This is a genomic window from Pseudomonas trutticola BRTCR10 (genome assembly GCF_056155105.1).
This window is the reverse complement of sequence record NZ_CM149552.1, coordinates 5,873,536-5,891,054: the sequence shown is the minus strand read 5'-3', so window position 1 is coordinate 5,891,054 and position 17,519 is coordinate 5,873,536. Positions and strand designations below refer to the sequence as shown.

Sequence of the window (17,519 nt, the reverse complement as noted above, 5' to 3'; positions counted from 1 at the left end):
TGGGATAAACGCGCAAGTAACCGGGGAGCCTTTCGAGGCGTTCGAACCCGTAATTGGAGTGCCTCATGGCCAAGAAGATTACCGCTTACATCAAGCTGCAAGTGAAGGCCGCTCAGGCTAACCCAAGTCCACCTGTTGGTCCTGCTCTGGGTCAGCACGGCGTGAACATCATGGAATTCTGCAAGGCTTTCAACGCCCGTACTCAGGGTCTTGAAGCAGGTCTGCCGACTCCAGTGATCATCACTGTCTACAGCGACCGTAGCTTCACTTTTGAAACCAAATCCACCCCTGCTTCGGTTCTGCTGAAGAAGGCGGCCGGTCTGACCAGCGGTTCCGCTCGTCCGAACACCGTTAAGGTTGGCACTGTTACCCGTGCTCAGCTGGAAGAAATCGCGAAAACCAAAAACGCGGATCTGACTGCAGCTGATATGGATGCGGCCGTGCGTACTATCGCCGGTTCTGCTCGTAGCATGGGCCTTAACGTGGAGGGTGTGTAATGGCTAAGCTGACCAAGCGTCAAAAGGCTATCGCCGGCAAAATCGAAGCAGGCAAGGCCTACAACATTGTAGACGCCGCTGCTCTGCTGGCTGAGCTGTCGACTGTCAAGTTCAGCGAGTCGTTTGACGTAGCTGTAAACCTGGGTGTTGACCCGCGTAAATCTGACCAGGTTGTTCGTAGCGCTACTGTGCTGCCACACGGCACTGGCAAGACCGTTCGCGTTGCTGTGTTCACCCAGGGTCCAGCTGCTGAGGCCGCTCTGGCTGCCGGCGCTGACCGTGTAGGCATGGACGACCTGGCTGCCGAAATGAAAGGCGGCGACCTGAACTATGACGTAGTGATTGCATCCCCGGATGCCATGCGCGTTGTAGGTCAGTTGGGTCAGATCCTCGGTCCACGCGGCCTGATGCCTAACCCGAAGGTCGGCACCGTAACTCCAGACGTAGCTACCGCGGTTAAAAACGCCAAGGCTGGTCAGGTTCGTTATCGCACCGACAAAAACGGCATCATTCACACCTCCGTTGGCAAGATCGGTTTCGATGCCGTCAAGCTGAAGGAAAACGTTGAAGCGCTGATCGCTGATCTGAAGCGTATCAAGCCTGCTTCTTCGAAAGGTATCTACGTCAAGCGCGTTACCCTGAGCACCACTATGGGCCCAGGTCTGGTTATCGATCAGAGCTCGCTGGACGCGTAAGACAAAGGTTGGCGCGATTGTTCGCGCCAATTGAAAAATTGGGGTCCCTGCCTGGCGGGGGCTATCCAAGACCGTAGGCGGCGCAAGCCTTAAACCATAAGCCTACGCAGATGGTGCTCCCGGTTCCTTACCGAATCAGACACCAAAACGACATTCGGTTCCGATCGAATGAAACGGTAACAAGCAGGAGTTAAACCCGTGGCAATTAATCTCGAAGACAAGAAGGCCATCGTCGCTGAAGTCAACGAGGCTGCCAAAGTCGCTCTGTCCGCTGTCGTGGTTGATGCACGTGGCGTAACAGTAGGCGCAATGACCGGACTCCGTAAAGAGGCTCGTGAAGCTGGCGTTTACGTACGTGTTGTACGTAACACCCTGCTCAAACGCGCTGTTGCTGACACTCAATACAGTGTCCTCAACGACGTGTTCACCGGCCCGACCCTGATTGCATTCTCGAACGAACATCCGGGCGCTGCTGCTCGTATCTTCAAAGAGTTTGCCAAGGGTCAGGACAAGTTCGAGATCAAGGCAGCTGCGTTCGAGGGCAAGTTCCTCGCAGCTAATCAGATCGACGTACTGGCAACTCTGCCGACCCGTGACGAAGCAATTTCTCAGCTGATGAGCGTGATTCAAGGCGCTACCAGCAAATTGGCTCGTACTCTGGCGGCAATTCGCGACCAGAAAGAAGCTGCCGCAGCCTAAGGCTCGTCAACTTCTCGCGTTTTTTGTTTATTTCGATGGTCGCGTAGGCCGTCCCCCAATTCAGGAATTGAGTCATGTCTCTGACTAACGAACAAATCATCGAAGCAATCGGCCAGAAATCCGTAGTGGAAATCGTTGAGCTGATCAAAGCGATGGAAGAAACCTTCGGTGTTACCGCTGCTGCTGCTTCGGCTGGTCCAGCTGCTGCTGCCGCTGTTGTTGAAGAGCAAACCGAGTTCAACGTTGTTCTGCTGGAAGCTGGCGAGAAGAAGGTTAACGTGATCAAGGCAGTTCGTGAACTGACTGGTCTGGGCCTGAAAGAAGCCAAAGAGAAAGTAGACGGCGCTCCTCAGGTTGTAGCTGAAGGCGTTTCGAAAGAAGCGGCTGAAGACGCCAAGAAGAAGCTGGAAGAAGCAGGCGCTAAAGTCGAGCTGAAATAAGTATCGACTTTGCTCCTCCAGCCCGAGCGTCAAGCGACAGGCTGATGGCTGGTGGCTCTTGCCACCGGCCTTTTTCCGTTATTGGCAGCCGACTGGGTCGGCGCTGATAAGGGCGCTGTAACCACCCGATGCGGTGGCGCAAACCATGGGGTTTGCACGATTTTCTGGCTGCTCCCGTCGGGAGGGGCCAAACAAGCAGGTGACCAAGCTGGGGAACGCTGATGGCTTACTCATATACTGAGAAAAAACGTATCCGCAAGGACTTTAGCAAGTTGCCGGACGTCATGGATGTGCCGTACCTCCTGGCCATCCAGCTGGATTCGTATCGTGAATTCTTGCAAGCGGGAGCGACTAAAGATCAGTTCCGCGACGTGGGCCTGCATGCGGCCTTCAAATCCGTTTTCCCGATCATCAGCTACTCCGGCAATGCTGCGCTGGAGTACGTCGGTTATCGCCTGGGCGAACCGGCATTTGATGTCAAAGAATGCGTATTGCGCGGTGTAACTTTCGCCGTACCTTTGCGGGTAAAAGTGCGCCTGATCATTTTCGACAAAGAATCGTCGAACAAAGCGATCAAGGACATCAAAGAGCAAGAAGTCTACATGGGTGAAATTCCCCTGATGACTGAGAACGGTACCTTCGTAATCAACGGTACCGAGCGTGTAATCGTTTCCCAGCTGCACCGTTCCCCGGGCGTGTTCTTCGACCACGACCGCGGCAAGACGCATAGCTCCGGCAAACTGCTGTACTCCGCGCGCATCATTCCTTACCGCGGTTCGTGGCTGGACTTCGAGTTCGACCCGAAAGACTGCGTATTCGTGCGTATCGACCGTCGTCGCAAGCTGCCGGCTTCGGTACTGCTGCGCGCGCTCGGCTACACCACTGAAGAAGTCTTGGACGCGTTCTACACCACCAACGTTTTCCACCTGAGCGGCGAAACCCTCAGCCTGGAACTGGTGCCTTCGCGCCTGCGTGGTGAAATCGCAGTTCTGGACATTCAGGACGAGAAGGGCAAGGTCATTGTTGAAGCGGGCCGCCGTATTACTGCGCGCCACATCAACCAGATCGAAAAAGCCGGTATCAAGACACTGGAAGTGCCTCTGGACTACGTCCTGGGTCGCACCACCGCCAAGGTCATCGTGCACCCGGCCACCGGCGAAATCCTGGCAGAGTGCAACACCGAGCTGAACACCGAAGTCCTGGCCAAGATTGCCAAATCTGGCGTTGTTCGCATCGAAACTCTGTACACCAACGACATCGACTGCGGTCCGTTCGTTTCCGACACGCTGAAGATCGACTCCACCAGCAACCAATTGGAAGCGCTGGTCGAGATCTATCGCATGATGCGTCCAGGCGAGCCGCCAACCAAAGACGCTGCCGAAACCCTGTTCAACAACCTGTTCTTCAGTCCTGAGCGCTATGACCTGTCTGCGGTCGGCCGGATGAAGTTCAACCGTCGTATCGGTCGTACCGAAATCGAAGGTTCGGGCGTGCTGTGCAAGGAAGACATCGTTGCGGTACTGAAGACTCTGGTCGACATCCGTAACGGTAAAGGCATCGTCGATGACATCGACCACCTGGGTAACCGTCGTGTTCGCTGCGTAGGCGAAATGGCCGAGAACCAGTTCCGCGTTGGCCTGGTACGTGTTGAGCGTGCGGTCAAAGAGCGTCTGTCGATGGCTGAAAGCGAAGGCCTGATGCCGCAAGACCTGATCAACGCCAAGCCAGTGGCTGCGGCGGTGAAAGAGTTCTTCGGTTCCAGCCAGCTCTCGCAGTTCATGGACCAGAACAATCCGCTGTCCGAGATCACCCACAAGCGTCGTGTCTCTGCACTCGGCCCTGGCGGTCTGACTCGTGAGCGCGCAGGCTTTGAAGTCCGTGACGTACACCCGACTCACTACGGTCGTGTATGCCCGATTGAAACGCCGGAAGGTCCGAACATCGGTCTGATCAACTCCCTGGCTGCTTACGCTCGCACCAACCAGTACGGCTTCCTGGAAAGCCCGTACCGCGTGGTGAAAGAGGGTGTGGTCACCGACGAGATCGTATTCCTGTCCGCTATTGAAGAAGCCGACCACGTGATCGCGCAGGCTTCGGCGACCATGAACGACCAGAAAGTCCTGATCGACGAACTGGTAGCCGTACGTCACCTGAACGAATTCACCGTCAAGGCGCCTGAAGAAGTCACCTTGATGGACGTTTCGCCGAAGCAGGTAGTTTCGGTTGCTGCGTCGCTGATTCCGTTCCTCGAGCACGACGACGCCAACCGTGCGTTGATGGGTTCGAACATGCAGCGTCAAGCTGTACCAACCCTGCGTGCTGACAAGCCGCTGGTAGGTACCGGCATGGAGCGTAACGTAGCTCGTGACTCCGGCGTTTGTGTCGTGGCTCGTCGTGGCGGCGTGATCGATTCCGTTGATGCCAGCCGTATCGTGGTTCGTGTTGCTGATGACGAAGTAGAAACCGGCGAAGCTGGTGTCGACATCTACAACCTGACCAAATACACCCGCTCGAACCAGAACACCTGCATCAACCAGCGTCCGCTGGTGAGCAAGGGTGATCGCGTTCAACGTAGCGACATCATGGCCGACGGCCCGTCCACCGACATGGGTGAACTGGCGCTGGGTCAGAACATGCGCATCGCGTTCATGGCATGGAACGGCTTCAACTTCGAAGACTCCATCTGCCTGTCCGAGCGTGTTGTTCAGGAAGACCGTTTCACCACGATCCACATTCAGGAACTGACCTGTGTGGCTCGTGACACCAAGCTTGGCCCAGAGGAAATCACTGCGGACATCCCTAACGTGGGTGAAGCTGCACTGAACAAGCTGGACGAAGCCGGTATCGTTTACGTAGGTGCTGAAGTTGGCGCAGGCGACATCCTGGTAGGTAAGGTCACTCCGAAAGGCGAGACCCAACTGACTCCGGAAGAAAAACTGCTGCGTGCAATCTTCGGTGAAAAAGCCAGCGACGTTAAAGACACCTCCCTGCGCGTGCCAACCGGCACCAAAGGTACTGTCATTGACGTACAGGTCTTCACCCGCGACGGCGTTGAGCGTGATGCTCGTGCACTGTCGATCGAGAAGTCCCAGCTGGACGAGATCCGCAAGGATCTGAACGAAGAGTTCCGTATCGTTGAAGGCGCAACTTTCGAACGTCTGCGTTCCGCTCTGGTAGGCCACAAGGCTGAAGGCGGCGCAGGTCTGAAGAAAGGTCAGGACATCACCGACGAAGTTCTCGACGGTCTTGAGCATGGTCAGTGGTTCAAACTGCGCATGGCTGAAGATGCTCTGAACGAGCAGCTCGAGAAGGCTCAGGCCTACATCGTTGATCGTCGCCGTCTGCTGGACGACAAGTTCGAAGACAAGAAGCGCAAACTGCAGCAGGGCGATGACCTGGCTCCGGGCGTGCTGAAAATCGTCAAGGTTTACCTGGCAATCCGTCGTCGCATCCAGCCGGGCGACAAGATGGCCGGTCGTCACGGTAACAAAGGTGTGGTCTCCGTGATCATGCCGGTTGAAGACATGCCGCACGATGCCAATGGCACCCCGGTCGACGTCGTCCTCAACCCACTGGGCGTACCTTCGCGTATGAACGTTGGTCAGATCCTTGAAACCCACCTGGGCCTCGCGGCCAAAGGTCTGGGCGAGAAGATCAACCGGATGGTCGAAGAGCAGCGTAAAGTCGCTGAACTGCGCACCTTCCTGGACGAGATCTACAACCAGATCGGCGGTCGTAACGAAGATCTGGACAGCTTCTCCGATCAGGAAATCCTGGATCTGGCGAAGAACCTGCGTGGCGGTGTTCCAATGGCCACTCCAGTGTTCGACGGCGCCAAGGAAAGCGAAATCAAGGCCATGCTGAAACTGGCAGACCTGCCGGAAAGCGGCCAGATGCAGCTGACTGACGGCCGTACCGGCAACAAGTTCGAGCGTCCAGTTACCGTTGGCTACATGTACATGCTGAAGCTGAACCACTTGGTAGACGACAAGATGCACGCGCGTTCTACCGGTTCGTACAGCCTGGTTACCCAGCAGCCGCTGGGTGGTAAGGCGCAGTTCGGTGGTCAGCGTTTCGGGGAGATGGAGGTCTGGGCACTGGAAGCATACGGTGCTGCATACACTCTGCAAGAAATGCTCACAGTGAAGTCGGACGATGTGAACGGCCGTACCAAGATGTACAAAAACATCGTGGATGGCGATCACCGTATGGAGCCGGGCATGCCCGAGTCCTTCAACGTGTTGATCAAGGAAATTCGTTCCCTCGGCATCGATATCGATCTGGAAACCGAATAACACGTGACGCGAATCGAGAGCGGGGCAGGATTGCCCGCTCTCTGCTCCGCCAGGAGGAAAGGCCTTGAAAGACCTACTGAATTTGCTGAAAAACCAGGGTCAAGTCGAAGAGTTCGACGCCATCCGTATCGGATTGGCCTCGCCTGAGATGATCCGCTCATGGTCGTTCGGTGAAGTTAAAAAGCCGGAAACCATCAACTACCGTACGTTCAAACCTGAGCGTGACGGTCTGTTCTGCGCCAAGATCTTTGGCCCGGTAAAGGATTACGAGTGCCTGTGCGGTAAGTACAAGCGCTTGAAGCATCGTGGTGTGATCTGCGAGAAGTGCGGCGTTGAAGTTGCACTGGCCAAGGTTCGTCGTGAGCGCATGGCGCACATCGAACTGGCTTCGCCGGTTGCTCACATCTGGTTCCTGAAATCGCTGCCGTCCCGTATCGGCTTGCTGATGGACATGACCCTGCGTGATATCGAGCGCGTTCTCTACTTCGAGAGCTACGTCGTTATCGATCCAGGCATGACCACCCTTGAGAAAGGTCAGCTGCTGAATGACGAGCAGTACTTCGAAGCGCTGGAAGAGTTCGGTGATGACTTCGACGCCCGCATGGGTGCTGAAGCTGTTCGCGAACTGCTGCACGCTATCGACCTGGAACACGAGATTGGCCGCCTGCGTGAAGAAATTCCGCAAACCAACTCGGAAACCAAGATCAAGAAACTGTCCAAGCGTCTGAAGTTGATGGAAGCCTTCCAGGGTTCCGGCAACCTGCCAGAGTGGATGGTGCTGACCGTTCTGCCGGTTCTGCCGCCAGATCTGCGTCCACTGGTCCCGCTGGATGGCGGTCGGTTCGCGACTTCCGACCTCAACGATCTGTATCGTCGAGTGATCAACCGTAACAACCGTTTGAAGCGCCTGCTGGATCTGTCCGCTCCGGACATCATCGTGCGCAACGAAAAGCGTATGTTGCAGGAAGCTGTCGATGCACTGCTCGACAACGGTCGTCGTGGCCGCGCTATCACCGGTTCGAACAAGCGTCCTCTGAAATCCCTGGCTGACATGATCAAGGGTAAGCAAGGTCGTTTCCGTCAGAACTTGCTCGGTAAGCGTGTTGACTACTCCGGTCGTTCGGTAATTACCGTAGGTCCGACCCTGCGTCTGCACCAGTGCGGTCTGCCGAAGAAGATGGCTCTCGAGCTGTTCAAGCCGTTCATTTTCGGCAAGCTGGAAATGCGTGGTCTCGCGACCACCATCAAAGCGGCCAAGAAAATGGTCGAGCGCGAACTGCCGGAGGTTTGGGACGTTCTCGCTGAAGTGATTCGCGAACACCCGGTTCTTCTCAACCGTGCACCGACCCTTCACCGTCTGGGTATCCAGGCGTTTGAACCGGTACTGATCGAAGGTAAGGCTATCCAGCTGCACCCTCTGGTCTGCGCCGCGTACAACGCCGACTTCGACGGCGACCAAATGGCCGTGCACGTACCGCTGACGCTGGAAGCCCAGCTCGAAGCGCGTGCGTTGATGATGTCGACCAACAACATTCTGTCGCCAGCCAACGGTGAGCCAATCATCGTTCCGTCGCAGGACGTTGTATTGGGTCTGTACTACATGACTCGTGAAGCGATCAACGCCAAAGGCGAAGGTCGTGTATTCGCGGATCTGCAGGAAGTTGACCGTGTGTTCCGTGCTGGCGAAGCCGCACTGCACGCCAAAGTTAAAGTACGTATCAACGAAACCGTCAACGACCGTGACGGCAACAGCGTGAGCGGTACCCGTATCGTCGACACCACCGTCGGCCGTGCGCTGCTGTTCCAGGTTGTGCCAAAAGGTCTGTCGTACGACGTCGTCAACCTGCCGATGAAGAAAAAGGCGATCTCCAAGCTGATCAACCAGTGCTACCGCGTGGTTGGTCTGAAAGAGACCGTTATCTTCGCTGACCAGTTGATGTACACCGGTTTCGCTTACTCGACTATTTCCGGCGTTTCCATCGGTGTTAACGACTTCGTTATCCCGGATGAAAAAGCCCGCATCATCGGTGCTGCCACCGACGAAGTGAAAGAGATCGAGAGCCAGTACGCCTCCGGCCTGGTAACCCAGGGCGAGAAGTACAACAAAGTGATCGACCTTTGGTCGAAAGCGAACGACGAAGTCTCCAAGGCGATGATGGCCAACCTCTCGAAAGAGAAGGTTATCGACCGTCACGGCGTTGAAGTCGACCAAGAGTCGTTCAACTCGATGTACATGATGGCTGACTCGGGTGCGCGGGGTTCCGCAGCACAGATTCGTCAGCTGGCCGGTATGCGTGGTCTGATGGCCAAGCCGGACGGTTCCATCATTGAAACGCCGATTACTGCGAACTTCCGTGAAGGTTTGAGCGTACTTCAGTACTTCATCTCCACTCACGGTGCTCGTAAAGGTCTGGCGGATACCGCGTTGAAAACTGCGAACTCCGGTTACCTGACTCGTCGTCTGGTAGACGTGGCGCAGGATCTGGTTGTGACCGAGATCGATTGCGGCACCGAACACGGTCTGCTGATGACTCCGCACATTGAAGGCGGTGACGTTGTAGAGCCGTTGGGTGAGCGCGTATTGGGTCGTGTCATTGCCCGTGACGTATTCAAGCCAGGTACCGAGGACGTTATCGTTCCTGCCGGCACTCTGGTAGACGAGAAGTGGGTCGAGTTCATCGAGCTGAACAGCATCGATGAAGTGATCGTGCGTTCGCCGATCAGCTGCGAAACCCGCTATGGCATTTGCGCCAAGTGCTACGGCCGTGATCTGGCTCGTGGTCACCAGGTGAACATCGGTGAAGCGGTCGGCGTTATTGCTGCCCAGTCCATCGGTGAGCCGGGTACCCAGCTGACGATGCGTACGTTCCACATCGGTGGTGCGGCAAGCCGTACTTCCGCAGCCGACAGCGTTCAGGTGAAGAATGGCGGTACTGTCCGTCTGCACAACCTGAAGCACGTTGAGCGAGTGGATGGTCACCTGGTTGCTGTGTCCCGTTCCGGTGAGCTGGCAATCGCTGATGACTTCGGTCGTGAGCGCGAGCGTTACAAGCTGCCGTACGGTGCTGTGATTTCGGTTAAAGAAGGTGACAAGGTCGACGCTGGCGCAATCGTGGCCAAGTGGGATCCGCACACTCACCCAATCGTTACCGAAATGAAAGGTACCGTGACCTACGTGGGCATGGAAGAAGGCATCACGATCAAGCGTCAGACTGACGAATTGACCGGTATGACCAACATTGAAGTACTCGACGCGAAAGATCGTCCAGCTGCGGGCAAAGAAATTCGTCCGGCAGTGAAGATGGTCGACGACAACGGCAAGGATCTGTTGCTGCCAGGCACTGACGTTATCGCTCAGTACTTCCTGCCAGCCAACGCCTTGGTCGGTGTAGCTGACGGCGCGAAGATTGCGATCGGTGATGTTATCGCTCGTATCCCGCAAGAAACTTCGAAAACCCGTGACATCACCGGTGGTCTGCCGCGTGTTGCCGACTTGTTCGAAGCTCGTCGTCCGAAAGAAGCGTCGATTCTGGCTGAAGTCAGCGGCACCATCGCGTTCGGTAAAGAGACCAAAGGCAAGCGCCGTCTGGTCATTACCCCGAACGACGGTAGCGATCCGTACGAAGAGCTGATTCCGAAGTGGCGTCACCTGAACGTGTTCGAAGGCGAACAGGTAAACCGCGGCGAAGTTATCTCCGACGGTCCAAGCGATCCGCACGACATCCTGCGTCTGCTGGGTGTGAGCGCGCTGGCCAAGTACATCGTGAACGAGATCCAGGACGTTTACCGTCTGCAAGGCGTGAAGATCAACGACAAGCACATCGAGACCATTCTGCGTCAGATGCTGCGTAAGGTTGAGATCTCCGAGTCCGGCGATTCCAGCTTCATCAAGGGCGACCAGATGGAACTGACTCACGTACTGGTAGAGAACGAGCGTCTGGGCGCGGAAGACAAGTTTGTCTCCAAGTTCACTCGCGTTCTGCTGGGTATCACCAAGGCGTCGTTGTCCACCGAATCGTTCATCTCGGCGGCTTCCTTCCAGGAAACCACCCGTGTACTGACCGAAGCGGCAGTCACCGGCAAGCGCGATTACTTGCGCGGCCTGAAAGAAAACGTGGTCGTGGGTCGTCTGATCCCGGCTGGTACCGGTCTGGCATATCACAGCGAGCGCAAGCGTCGTCGTGATGCTGACAAGCCGTTGCGCGTAAGCGCCAGTGAAGTGGAAGCGGCACTGACCGAAGCGCTGAACTCGAGCGGTAACTGAGTTCTGCGATACATGAGCTGAGGCCCTGATCGCTCCGTTCGTCGAATCGAGACAAATTGTCAAGGTTCGACGAGCGGGGAGGTCGGGGCCTTGCCTTGACTGGGGACAAGATCCTCTTTAGACTCTTGATCCCCTAAATTTGGCGGGAATTCGTTCCTGCCATTTTGCTTTTCTTGCAAGACAATAGCGTCGCAAGACAACAGTGGAGCTAGTAGATGGCAACTATCAACCAGCTGGTACGTCAGCCGCGTAAGCGTATCGTCGAGAAATCCGACGTACCTGCGCTGCAGAACTGCCCGCAACGTCGTGGCGTGTGCACCCGTGTGTACACCACTACGCCGAAAAAACCTAACTCGGCACTGCGTAAAGTATGCCGTGTGCGCCTGACCAACGGTTTCGAGGTTTCCTCGTACATCGGTGGTGAAGGTCACAACCTGCAAGAGCACAGCGTGGTACTGATCCGCGGCGGTCGTGTAAAAGACTTGCCAGGTGTTCGTTACCACACCGTTCGCGGCTCCTTGGATACTTCCGGCGTTAAAGGTCGTAATCAGGGTCGTTCGAAGTACGGTACCAAGCGTCCGAAGTAATCGGCCGTTTTGCAGATTTTCATTTTATTGAGTCGATAAGAGTAAGGTCGGGCACGCATCCATCGGATCTGTCCCGAGCTAACCTGAAGACCGCTTGAGGGCTTATCATGCCAAGACGTCGCGTAGCAGCAAAGCGTGAGATTCTGGACGATCCGAAATACGGAAGCCAGATCCTCGCCAAATTCATGAACCACGTTATGGAAAGCGGCAAGAAAGCCGTTGCCGAGCGTATCGTTTATGGTGCCCTGGAAACCGTTGCGACCCGTAAGGCTGGCACCGATCCCCTGGAACTCTTCGAAAAAGCACTCGACGCCATCGCTCCGCTGGTCGAAGTGAAGTCGCGCCGCGTTGGTGGTGCTACTTACCAGGTTCCGGTCGAGGTTCGTCCTTCCCGTCGTAACGCTCTGGCAATGCGCTGGTTGGTAGACTTCGCCCGTAAGCGTGGCGAGAAGTCTATGGCTCTGCGTTTGGCTGGCGAACTGCTGGATGCTGCTGAAGGTAAAGGTGCTGCTGTTAAGAAGCGTGAAGACGTGCACCGTATGGCTGAAGCCAACAAAGCTTTCTCGCACTACCGCTTCTAATTTTAGCTTCACTAATTTTGCGAGGGCTTTATGGCTCGTACTACTCCGATTAGCCGCTACCGTAACATCGGTATCGTCGCTCACGTGGATGCTGGTAAAACCACCACCACCGAGCGCGTCCTTTTTTACACCGGCAAAAGTCACAAAATGGGCGAGGTGCATGATGGCGCCGCGACCACAGACTGGATGGTGCAGGAGCAGGAGCGTGGTATTACCATTACTTCTGCTGCTATCACCGCCTTCTGGAAAGGTTCCGAGAAGCAGTACTCGCACGAGCACCGTTTCAACGTAATCGATACCCCGGGCCACGTAGACTTCACTATTGAAGTTGAGCGTTCCCTGCGTGTACTCGACGGCGCTGTCGTTGTGTTCTGCGGTACTTCGGGTGTTGAGCCTCAGTCGGAAACCGTATGGCGTCAAGCCAACAAGTACGGCGTTCCACGTCTTGTTTACGTAAACAAGATGGACCGTGCTGGCGCCAACTTCCTGCGCGTGATCGGTCAGATCAAGCAGCGTCTGGGTCACACTCCGGTGCCGATTCAGTTGGCCATCGGTTCCGAAGACAACTTCCAGGGTCAGATCGATCTGATCAATATGCAAGCTGTCTACTGGAACGACTCTGACAAAGGTATGGTCCCTGTTCGCAAGGACATTCCTGCTGAGCTCCAAGAGCTGGCTGAAGAGTGGCGCAACAACATGGTTGAAGCTGCTGCTGAAGCCAACGAAGAGCTGATGAACAAGTACCTGGAAGGCGAAGAGCTGTCGATCGAAGAGATCAAAGCTGCTCTGCGTCAGCGTACTATCGCCGGTGAAATCGTTCTGGCCGTTTGCGGTTCTTCCTTCAAGAACAAGGGTGTTCCCCTGGTTCTCGACGCCGTTATCGACTACCTGCCTGCACCAACTGACATTCCAGCTATCAAGGGTACTAACCCTGATAACGAGGAAGAAGAGATGGAGCGTCATGCAGACGACAACGAGCCTTTCGCGGCTCTGGCGTTCAAGATCGCTACCGACCCATTCGTGGGTACTTTGACCTTCGTCCGCGTTTACTCGGGCGTGTTGAACTCCGGCGACGGCGTGATCAACTCGGTTAAAGGCAAGAAAGAGCGCGTGGGTCGTATGGTGCAAATGCACGCAAACGCCCGTGAAGAGATCAAGGAAGTACGCGCTGGTGACATCGCGGCCCTGATCGGCATGAAGGACGTCACCACTGGTGAAACCCTCTGCAACGCTGACAAACCAATCATCCTCGTTCGTATGGACTTCCCGGAGCCGGTTATTTCGGTTGCCGTAGAGCCTAAGACCAAGGATGACCAGGAAAAAATGGGTATCGCTCTGGGCAAGCTTGCTCAGGAAGACCCGTCTTTCCGCGTTAAAACTGATGAAGAGACTGGTCAGACGATCATCTCCGGCATGGGCGAGCTGCACCTGGACATCCTGGTTGACCGGATGCGCCGTGAGTTCAACGTCGAAGCCAACATCGGCAAGCCTCAGGTTTCGTATCGTGAGCGCATCACGAAGAACTGTGAAATCGAAGGCAAGTTCGTTCGTCAATCCGGTGGTCGCGGCCAGTTTGGTCACTGCTGGATCCGTTTTGCTCCTGCTGACGAAGGTCAGGAAGGTCTGCAATTCGTGAACGAAGTTGTAGGTGGTGTGGTTCCTAAGGAATACATCCCGGCTATCCAGAAGGGTATCGAAGAGCAGATGAAGAACGGCGTTGTTGCCGGCTATCCGCTGATCGGCCTGAAGGCTACCGTGTTCGATGGTTCTTACCACGACGTCGACTCCAACGAGATGGCGTTTAAGGTGGCTGCTTCCATGGCGACCAAGCAACTGGCCCAGAAGGGTGGTGGTGAGTTGCTCGAGCCGATCATGGCAGTAGAGGTTGTTACGCCTGAAGACTATATGGGTGATGTAATGGGCGACCTTAACCGTCGTCGCGGCATGATCCAGGGTATGGAAGACACAGTGTCCGGCAAGGTTATCCGTGCCGAAGTTCCACTGGGTGAAATGTTCGGTTATGCGACCGACGTTCGTTCCATGTCTCAGGGTCGCGCAAGCTACTCTATGGAATTCAAAAAATACGATACGGCTCCGTCGCACATCGTCGAATCCGTAACCAAAAAACAAGGCTGATTCAGCCCCTTTAGGCTAGGAGTTAATTGTCGTGGCTAAAGAAAAATTTGATCGTTCCCTACCGCACGTCAACGTTGGCACTATCGGTCACGTTGACCACGGTAAAACCACTCTGACCGCTGCTCTGACTCGCGTCTGCTCCGAAGTTTTCGGTTCGGCCGTAGTTGAATTCGACAAGATCGACAGCGCTCCAGAAGAAAAAGCTCGCGGTATCACCATCAACACCGCTCACGTTGAGTACAACTCGACTATTCGTCACTACGCTCACGTTGACTGCCCAGGTCACGCTGACTACGTGAAGAACATGATCACCGGTGCTGCCCAGATGGACGGCGCGATCCTGGTTTGCTCGGCCGCTGATGGTCCGATGCCACAAACCCGTGAGCACATCCTGCTGTCCCGTCAGGTAGGCGTTCCGTACATCGTGGTTTTCCTGAACAAGGCTGACCTGGTAGACGACGCTGAGCTGCTGGAACTGGTTGAGATGGAAGTTCGCGACCTGCTGTCCACCTATGACTTCCCAGGCGACGACACTCCGATCATCATCGGTTCGGCTCGTATGGCTCTGGAAGGCAAAGACGACAACGAAATGGGCACCACTGCCGTTCGTAAACTGGTTGAAACTCTGGATACCTACATCCCAGAACCAGTTCGTATGATCGACAAGCCATTCCTGATGCCAATCGAAGACGTATTCTCGATCTCGGGTCGCGGTACTGTTGTGACTGGTCGTATCGAGCGCGGTATCGTTCGCGTTCAGGATCCGCTGGAAATCGTTGGTCTGCGTGACACTACTGTTACCACTTGCACCGGCGTTGAAATGTTCCGCAAACTGCTCGACGAAGGTCGTGCTGGCGAGAACTGCGGCGTTCTGCTGCGTGGTACCAAGCGTGACGACGTTGAGCGTGGTCAGGTTCTGGTTAAGCCGGGTTCGGTTAAGCCGCACACCAAGTTCACTGCAGAAGTTTATGTTCTGAGCAAGGAAGAAGGCGGTCGTCACACTCCGTTCTTCAAAGGCTACCGTCCACAGTTCTACTTCCGTACTACTGACGTGACTGGTAACTGCGAGCTGCCAGAAGGCGTTGAAATGGTAATGCCAGGTGACAACATTCAGATGACTGTTACCCTGATCAAAACCATCGCGATGGAAGACGGTCTGCGTTTCGCTATCCGTGAAGGCGGTCGTACCGTCGGCGCTGGCGTCGTAGCCAAAATCATCGAGTAATCTCTTTTATAGAGTTAGCTTGATGGATTGAAAAAGCCCCCGCTCAGCGGGGGCTTTTTTATTGGGTTGACACCTATCTGGGGCGTCTATAGAATTGCGCCTCCTTTTAACGGGCGTATTGCGCCCGGTGGGAATAGCAGCCGGAGTCTGAAATCCAATGCAAAATCAGCAAATCCGTATCAGGTTGAAGGCTTTTGACCATCGCCTGATCGACCAATCAACCCAGGAAATCGTGGAAACCGCGAAACGTACTGGTGCTCAAGTGCGTGGTCCAATTCCACTGCCTACCCGTAAAGAGCGGTTCACCGTTCTGGTTTCCCCGCACGTCAACAAAGACGCGCGTGACCAGTACGAAATCCGCACTCATAAGCGCGTTCTGGACATCGTCCAGCCAACGGATAAAACCGTTGATGCTCTTATGAAGCTTGATCTTGCGGCCGGTGTGGAAGTGCAGATCAGCCTCGGCTAAGACTCGGTCTTAGTCGTGTAACGCTCTGAAATGGGCGGCCATAGCGGGTGAAAGCCCCGTACACTCATGAGGTTTACAACATGACTATTGGTGTAGTCGGTCGTAAATGCGGTATGACCCGTATTTTCACCGAAGAAGGTGTCTCCATTCCGGTCACGGTCATTGAGATCGAGCCGAATCGCGTCACCCAGTTCAAAACTGAAGAGACCGATGGCTATCGTGCAGTGCAAGTCACTGTCGGCGAGCGTCGTGCTTCGCGTGTAACAGCAGCTCAAGCTGGCCACTTCGCTAAGGCGAACGTTGCCGCTGGTCGCACCACCATGGAATTCCGTCTTGAAGAAGGCGAGTACCAGGCTGGCGATCTGATCAACGCTGAAATCTTCGCCGCTGGTCAACTGGTTGATGTAACCGGTCAGTCCAAGGGTAAAGGCTTCCAGGGTACGATCAAGCGTTGGAATTTCCGCGGGCAAGATAACACCCACGGTAACTCCGTATCCCACCGCGTCCCAGGCTCTATCGGCCAGTGCCAGACTCCTGGTCGTGTATTCAAGGGCAAAAAAATGTCCGGTCATATGGGCGCTGAGCGCGTGACCGTGCAGTCCCTGGAAGTAGTGCGCGTGGACGCTGAACGCAATCTGTTGTTGGTCAAGGGTGCTGTTCCTGGCGCTACTGGCGGCAACCTGGTTGTACGTCCAGCAGCCAAGGCTCGCGGTTAAGGGGAAGCTGACATGCAATTAAATGTAAATGACGCTCAAGCGATCGAAGTTTCCGAACTGACATTTGGCGGCGAGTTCAACGAGACGCTGGTTCACCAAGCAGTCGTGGCCTACATGGCCGGCGGCCGTCAAGGTACCAAGCAGCAAAAGACCCGTTCCGACGTTCGTGGTGGCGGTAAGCGCCCATGGCGTCAGAAAGGTACTGGCCGTGCTCGTGCCGGTACTATCCGTAGCCCAATCTGGCGTGGCGGCGGTACCACTTTTGCAGCTCGTCCACAGGATCACTCTCAGAAGCTGAACAAGAAGATGTATCGCGCAGCAATGCGTTCCATCCTTGCTGAGCTGGTGCGTACTGATCGTCTGGTTGTGGTTCAGGATTTCGCTGTTGAAACTCCGAAAACCAAAGATCTGCTGGGCAAGCTGACCAACATGAGCCTGACCGACGTTCTGATCGTGTCGGACGCTGTTGATCAGAACCTGTACCTGGCTGCTCGTAACCTGCCGCACGTAGATGTACGTGACGTTCAAGGTTCCGATCCAGTTAGTCTGATCGCATACGACAAGGTGTTGATCACCGTGTCGGCCGTGAAGAAATTCGAGGAGCTGCTGGGATGAACCAGGAACGCGTATTTAAAGTTCTGCTTGGCCCGCACGTTTCCGAGAAGGCTACGGTTCTGGCTGACAAGAAAGGCCAGTTCGTTTTCAAGGTTGCAACTGACGCAACCAAGCTGGAAATCAAGAAGGCCGTCGAAAGCCTGTTCAGCGTGAAAGTAGAGCGCGTCACTACCCTGAATGTTCTGGGTAAGAGCAAGCGCACTGCTCGCGGTCTGGGCAAGCGTAATGACTGGAAGAAGGCAGTTATCTCCCTTCAGCCAGGCCAAGATCTCGATTTCAGCAGCAGTGCTGAGTAAGGAA

At 55.4% G+C, this 17,519-nt stretch carries 14 protein-coding genes; all 14 read left to right on the top strand.

Annotated features, from left to right (window positions below; all coding sequences use genetic code 11):
• Positions 1 to 65 precede the first annotated feature (65 nt).
• The 14 genes from rplK (at position 66) to rplW (ending at position 17,515) form a co-directional block, all read left to right on the top strand.
• Positions 66 to 497, top strand: a complete 432-nt coding sequence (rplK, locus tag ACVVH8_RS26805; protein ID WP_003228756.1) for a 50S ribosomal protein L11 — start codon at positions 66 to 68, stop codon at positions 495 to 497.
• Complete coding sequence (gene rplA / locus ACVVH8_RS26800) at positions 497 to 1,192, top strand: 50S ribosomal protein L1 (RefSeq protein WP_003228754.1); 696 nt, start codon at positions 497 to 499, stop codon at positions 1,190 to 1,192. The genes rplK and rplA overlap by 1 nt, the downstream gene beginning before the upstream one ends.
• 198 nt (positions 1,193 to 1,390) lie before the next feature.
• Positions 1,391 to 1,891, top strand: coding sequence for a 50S ribosomal protein L10 (gene rplJ / locus ACVVH8_RS26795; protein ID WP_008081912.1), 501 nt, complete (start codon positions 1,391 to 1,393; stop codon positions 1,889 to 1,891).
• Positions 1,892 to 1,965: 74 nt separating this feature from the next.
• Complete coding sequence (rplL, locus tag ACVVH8_RS26790; protein WP_003228750.1) at positions 1,966 to 2,331, top strand: 50S ribosomal protein L7/L12; 366 nt, start codon at positions 1,966 to 1,968, stop codon at positions 2,329 to 2,331.
• A gap of 221 nt (positions 2,332 to 2,552) precedes the next feature.
• On the top strand, positions 2,553 to 6,626 hold the full coding sequence (gene rpoB / locus ACVVH8_RS26785) for a DNA-directed RNA polymerase subunit beta (protein ID WP_103303768.1): 4,074 nt from the start codon (positions 2,553 to 2,555) through the stop codon (positions 6,624 to 6,626).
• Positions 6,627 to 6,690: 64 nt separating this feature from the next.
• Positions 6,691 to 10,890 carry a DNA-directed RNA polymerase subunit beta' gene (gene rpoC, locus ACVVH8_RS26780; protein ID WP_025113548.1) on the top strand — a complete coding sequence of 1,400 codons (4,200 nt, stop codon included), beginning with the start codon at positions 6,691 to 6,693 and terminating at the stop codon, positions 10,888 to 10,890.
• Positions 10,891 to 11,105: 215 nt separating this feature from the next.
• The gene (gene rpsL, locus ACVVH8_RS26775) at positions 11,106 to 11,477 is read left to right on the top strand and encodes a 30S ribosomal protein S12 (protein WP_003186084.1); all 372 of its coding nucleotides are present in this window, start codon (positions 11,106 to 11,108) and stop codon (positions 11,475 to 11,477) included.
• 107 nt (positions 11,478 to 11,584) lie between these two features.
• A complete protein-coding gene (rpsG, locus tag ACVVH8_RS26770) occupies positions 11,585 to 12,058 on the top strand; it encodes a 30S ribosomal protein S7 (protein ID WP_007916467.1) in 474 nt (157 codons plus the stop codon).
• Positions 12,059 to 12,088: 30 nt separating this feature from the next.
• Complete coding sequence (fusA, locus tag ACVVH8_RS26765) at positions 12,089 to 14,194, top strand: elongation factor G (RefSeq protein WP_103303767.1); 2,106 nt, start codon at positions 12,089 to 12,091, stop codon at positions 14,192 to 14,194.
• A gap of 31 nt (positions 14,195 to 14,225) precedes the next feature.
• Complete coding sequence (gene tuf / locus ACVVH8_RS26760; protein WP_103303766.1) at positions 14,226 to 15,419, top strand: elongation factor Tu; 1,194 nt, start codon at positions 14,226 to 14,228, stop codon at positions 15,417 to 15,419.
• Between the two features lie 157 nt (positions 15,420 to 15,576).
• On the top strand, positions 15,577 to 15,888 hold the full coding sequence (rpsJ, locus tag ACVVH8_RS26755; RefSeq protein WP_003186070.1) for a 30S ribosomal protein S10: 312 nt from the start codon (positions 15,577 to 15,579) through the stop codon (positions 15,886 to 15,888).
• An 80-nt stretch (positions 15,889 to 15,968) separates the two neighbouring features.
• Positions 15,969 to 16,604, top strand: coding sequence for a 50S ribosomal protein L3 (rplC, locus tag ACVVH8_RS26750; protein ID WP_003228738.1), 636 nt, complete (start codon positions 15,969 to 15,971; stop codon positions 16,602 to 16,604).
• Positions 16,605 to 16,616: 12 nt separating this feature from the next.
• Entirely contained in the window at positions 16,617 to 17,219 is a 603-nt protein-coding gene (gene rplD / locus ACVVH8_RS26745) for a 50S ribosomal protein L4 (protein ID WP_103303765.1), read from the top strand.
• Positions 17,216 to 17,515 (top strand): 50S ribosomal protein L23, encoded by a 300-nt coding sequence (gene rplW / locus ACVVH8_RS26740; RefSeq protein WP_002555488.1) that lies wholly within the window; start codon positions 17,216 to 17,218, stop codon positions 17,513 to 17,515. The genes rplD and rplW overlap by 4 nt, the downstream gene beginning before the upstream one ends.
• Positions 17,516 to 17,519: the final 4 nt, after the last annotated feature.